Origin of the sequence: Collinsella sp. D33t1_170424_A12 (assembly GCF_015554865.1) — a bacterium.
Taxonomy (GTDB): domain Bacteria; phylum Actinomycetota; class Coriobacteriia; order Coriobacteriales; family Coriobacteriaceae; genus Collinsella.
The window spans coordinates 1-4,512 of record NZ_JADNJJ010000092.1 but is presented as its reverse complement, the minus strand read 5'-3'; the positions used below and the strand labels follow the sequence as shown (position 1 = coordinate 4,512).

Sequence of the window (4,512 nt, the reverse complement as noted above, 5' to 3'; positions counted from 1 at the left end):
GCTGATGGCTGGGCTTACTGAGCTTCCGGTGATTATTAAGGATGTTGATGACCAGACGGTTATGGAGATTGCTCTGATTGAGAATCTTCAGCGCTCTGATTTGAATCCAATTGAAGAGGCGCGAGGCTATAAACAGCTGTTGAAGGCGAGCGGTATGACGCAGGAGGCCTTGTCGAAGGCGGTATCAAAGTCTCGCTCGAGCATAACTAATTCGCTCCGCCTTCTCGATCTTCCTGATACGGTTCAGCAATACCTCTATGACGGAAAGCTTACGGCAGGTCATGCGCGTGCAATTCTGGCTGTCCCGTTTGAGGATCAACGGATCAAGCTTGCTGACAAGGTTGTAGCTGAGGGTTTGTCAGTTCGTGCGACCGAAAATCTTGCTCCATTGTTTTCTGTCGGTGATGTGCCGCGGACGCCACGTCCCGTCACGCCTCAGTCGTATAAGAAGGCTGCTCGCTACCTGCGGCAAGTGTTCAATACGAATGTGCGTGTGAAGTCGACGCGAGGTAAAAATAAGATTGAGATTGAATTCAAGGATGAAGAAGAACTGAGCAGGATCCTCTCGCAGGTTATTGAAGGCGATGACGAATGAGGCGTACGACAGCAAAAGAAATCGCTGTATTTGCTATGACCGCATTGGTTGTTGCCGGTGCTGCTGCGGCGACTGTTGTGGCGTGTGATCAAGAGGTCCGAGATAGTTTGAAATCTCTATTCAGTATGGCGCGCGGCGAGTCGAAGACCGTCGCAGATGCACTTACTGAGGATATGATGTTGAAGAAGGCTCGGCTTAGGAATGATCCTTCGATTAATCAGTCCTGGACTGAAAGCCAGTGGGAAACCATCAGTTAATTAGGTACCAAACAAAATAACCGGATGATCGGCTTGCTGCGGCGGTTGGATGCTGCCCCGGACTATAAGAAGAGCTGCCAATTGGCAGCTCTTCTGTTGTATACGGGGTCTAGCTGGTTGGACGTGTCTCACTGAATGGTTGCAGGATACGGAAATAGCCCATTGCGATGATGGTTCAGGTCGAGAGACGGTTGGCAGGATGCTGGAAAGGGATTCAAGTAGACGTAAAATGCCACTAAAAGTGATTCATAACTGGAGGCACGATGGGTTCTTCCAGTCATCGGATACAGGTGCCTCGCGACGCCTGCTTGAACAGCGCGGTGTCCCTACCAGCGGTTATATGGCATCTCCTATTCTTTAGACTCTTGGTCGGGGCCCCTGGGAAGGCTTCAATCGAGACAAAAAACGGGGCCCGAAGGCCCCGAATGTTTCATGTGAAACGGTGTCTGCGCGTGCTAGGCGTTCGGCAGAATAATCTTCTTTGCGGAGTTGCGCCGCTGCTTGAGCTGACCGCATGCGGCATCGATATCGCCACCCCTAGAGTGGCGCACGGTGGTCTCCACTCCATACATGGTGAGTCGGCGCTGGAGGGTCTCAACCTTTTCGATCGGCGAGGGCTTGAGGGGGCTGTCGGGGATGTCGTTCAGCTGGATCAGATTGACGTGGCACAGGGTTCCCGTGCAGAACTCGATAAGAGCTTCCATTTCGGGATTGTTGTCGTTTACGCCGTCGATCATGGCGTATTCGTACGTCGGACGACGCCCGGTCTTCTCAACGTACTGCTGAATGGCCTCGTGCAGGCGCGGCAGCGTGTACTTCTTAACGCCGGGCATCAGCTTGTTGCGGGTGCTCTGAACGGCGGAGTGCAGCGAGATAGCAAGGGTGAACTGTTCAGGAAGCTCGGCAAAACGCTTGATGCCAGGGATAATTCCGCAGGTGGAAACCGTGAGATGGCGCGCGCCGATCTCGAGGCCGCCCGGTGCGTTGAGCATGCGCAAGGCATCGACGACATTGTCGAAGTTCATAAAGGGCTCGCCCTGACCCATGAAGACGACGCTGGTCACGCGCTCGCCGAAATCGTGAGCAACGTGCAGGACCTGGTCGACCATCTCCTGGGCCGTGAGGGAGCGCGTGAGACCCGCAAGACCGGTGGCGCAGAAGGCACAGCCCATGGAGCAGCCCGCCTGAGATGAGATGCACACGGCGAGCTTGTTGCGAGAGGGCATGCCGACGGTTTCAACGGACGTCCCATCGCTGAACTGGAGGAGATACTTGCGAGAACCATCCTTGGATACCTGTTTGGCGATCTCGACAGGCGTGTTGAAAGAGAATCGCTCGGAGAGCTGCTCGCGGAAAGCCTTCGGGAGGTTCGTCATCTCATCGAAGGAGCATACGTTCTTCTCGAAAATCCACTCTTTCAGCTGCTTCGCTCGGAAGGCGGGCTGACCGAGTTCGATGGTGAGCTCGGAGAGGTCTTCGATTGAGAGCGAGCGAATGTCGCGAAGCGGTTTTGTACGTTCCATTTGGAGCCTTTCGGAAGGGGGAAACGAGTTGGTTCCTTATACAATAAGGTATCTGTAGCTATAACGGGGCGCACTCGATATCCGTATGGAAAAAATGCAGGATATCGCCGTCTTTTCGTATGAGATGGAGGACAGAGAGATGGGTTTGGTGGTTAGGGAAGACGCACGTATTGCCGTTCTGGCGGGTGGCAGCTCGAGTGAGCGCGATATCTCGCTCGCATCGGGCGGCAACGTCGTCGCGGCTTTGCAGGAGGCGGGCTTCGGCTATGTCGAGCTCGTCGACCCGGCATCTGATGGCTTCGTTCACCATCTTGCCGACGGCTCGTTTGATGCCGCGTTCATCGCCATGCATGGCGCCGGCGGTGAGGACGGCAAGATTCAGAGCCTGCTCGAGTATCTTGGTATCCCCTACACCGGATCCGACGTCACCGCAAGCGCGTGTGCTGCCGATAAGGACCTCTCCAAGCTTCTGTATGCTCGGGCGGGCATCCCTATCGCGCCCGGCGTTACGCTCAAGCAAGGCGATACGATCGACGTGGAAGAAATTCTCTCTGTCGTTGGCGAGAAGTGCTTCGTGAAACCTGCCGTGAACGGCTCGAGCTATGGCATTACGTACGTGAAGCGCGCCGAGGATCTGCTTCCCGCAATTGAGTATGCCTTCACGTTCGACACCAAGGTGCTCGTCGAGCGCAAGGTGGAGGGCGTTGAGATCACGGTGGGCGTGTATGGCGGCAGCAGCGTCGAGGCGCTGCCGATCGTCGAGATCCTGCAGCAGGAAGACGCCGAGTTCTTTGACCTGCGTGTGAAGTACATCTCCCCCGATAAGATTCATCGTATCCCGGCTCAGATTTCCGAAGCTGATTACGCCCGCGCCCAGGAGCTGGCATGCCGAGCCCATCGTGCCCTGGGATGCTTCGGCCTGTCGCGCAGCGACTTCATCGTGTCGGCCGACGGTCCGGTGATCCTTGAGACCAATACCATCCCCGGCATGACGGATACCTCGCTGTTCCCCGATGAGATTCGCCATACGGACCACCTGGTGTTCCCGGAGGTCTGTGCGAGCCTGATCGAGATGGCCGTCGAGCGAAGCGAGCAGTAATGAGCCTGTCTGCAGCAAGGCTAAGCAAATTCGAGGCCGCGGTGCTTCCCGGCACCCCGTCATTCGTGATAGAGGCGTATTCCACGCTCGAGGAGCGCGCCAAGCATCGTTCGTTCGGCTTGATCGAGGACGATGTCGTCGTGCTCGATACGGAGACCACGGGTCTTTCAGTGCGCGATAACAAGCTGATTGAGGTCAGCGCCGCCCGCCTGCGTGGGCGGGAGGTGGTCGAAAGATTCGATACCTTCGTGAATCCCGGGATGTTGATTCCGCGGGAGATCACGGCGCTTACGAGTATCACGAACGCAGATGTGGCCGATGCTCCCAAGAGTGTCGAAGCGGTGGCCGCCCTGGCGGAATTCGTCCAGGGTGCGCCCGTTATTGCACATAACGCCGTGTTCGACCGCTCGTTTATCGAGGCCGTGAAGGGTGGCGTGCATGTGAGCGATATCTGGATCGATTCGCTCGCCCTGTCGCGCATCGCCTTGCCGCGCCTGGCGTCGCACAAGCTCTCGACGATGGCCGAGCTGTTCGGATGCGATGCGGTGTCCCACCGTGCTGCGGATGACGTGGATGCGCTGTGCGGCGTATGGCGCATCCTGCTGTGTGCACTTGCCGATCTGCCTGCCGGACTTATGCGCCGCCTTGCGGATATGCATCCCGATGTGAGTTGGTCGTACCGGCCGATCTTTTCGTTTTTAGCCGGAGAGAATCCCGATGCGGTGTTCTCTCTGCCCGCCGCCCGCGCCGACGTGGTGCGTGCGGACACCTCTCCCGAGCGTATCGATGCAGACGAGCTGCCGGTTCTCCATATGCCGCAGCGTGCTGAAATCGAGGCATGCTACGCTCCGGGTGGCCTGGTGAACAGGATGTATCCCACATACGAGCCGCGGCCCGAACAGATCGAGATGGCGGCCGAGGTGCGCGATGCCTTGGCAACATCCACGCATCGGGTGATCGAGGCGGGTACCGGCGTCGGTAAATCCATGGCATACCTGGTTCCGCTGGCCGAAGCTGCGAAGCGCAACAATATCACCG

Annotated in this window: 5 protein-coding genes; 4 read left to right on the top strand and 1 reads right to left on the bottom strand. The window is 57.2% G+C overall.

Annotation, left to right across the window (positions count from 1 at the left end; translation table 11 throughout):
* Together I2E26_RS04180 and I2E26_RS04175 are read left to right on the top strand one after the other, a co-directional pair.
* Positions 1–595 (top strand): ParB/RepB/Spo0J family partition protein (locus I2E26_RS04180; RefSeq protein WP_229056401.1); only part of this gene is annotated, 595 nt, incomplete at its 5' end.
* Positions 592–852, top strand: coding sequence for a hypothetical protein (locus tag I2E26_RS04175; RefSeq protein WP_195419717.1), 261 nt, complete (start codon positions 592–594; stop codon positions 850–852). The genes I2E26_RS04180 and I2E26_RS04175, both read left to right, overlap by 4 nt.
* Before the next feature lie 455 nt (positions 853–1,307).
* Here the strand turns inward: I2E26_RS04175 and rlmN are convergent, their stop codons facing one another.
* Positions 1,308–2,375 (bottom strand): 23S rRNA (adenine(2503)-C(2))-methyltransferase RlmN, encoded by a 1,068-nt coding sequence (gene rlmN, locus I2E26_RS04170; protein WP_195419716.1) that lies wholly within the window; start codon positions 2,373–2,375, stop codon positions 1,308–1,310.
* A gap of 139 nt (positions 2,376–2,514) precedes the next feature.
* Here rlmN and I2E26_RS04165 point away from each other — a divergent pair, with 139 nt between their 5' ends.
* Positions 2,515–3,474, top strand: coding sequence for a D-alanine--D-alanine ligase (locus tag I2E26_RS04165; RefSeq protein ID WP_195419715.1), 960 nt, complete (start codon positions 2,515–2,517; stop codon positions 3,472–3,474).
* Positions 3,474–4,512 (top strand): PolC-type DNA polymerase III (locus tag I2E26_RS04160; protein WP_255519224.1); only part of this gene is annotated, 1,039 nt, incomplete at its 3' end. The genes I2E26_RS04165 and I2E26_RS04160, both read left to right, overlap by 1 nt.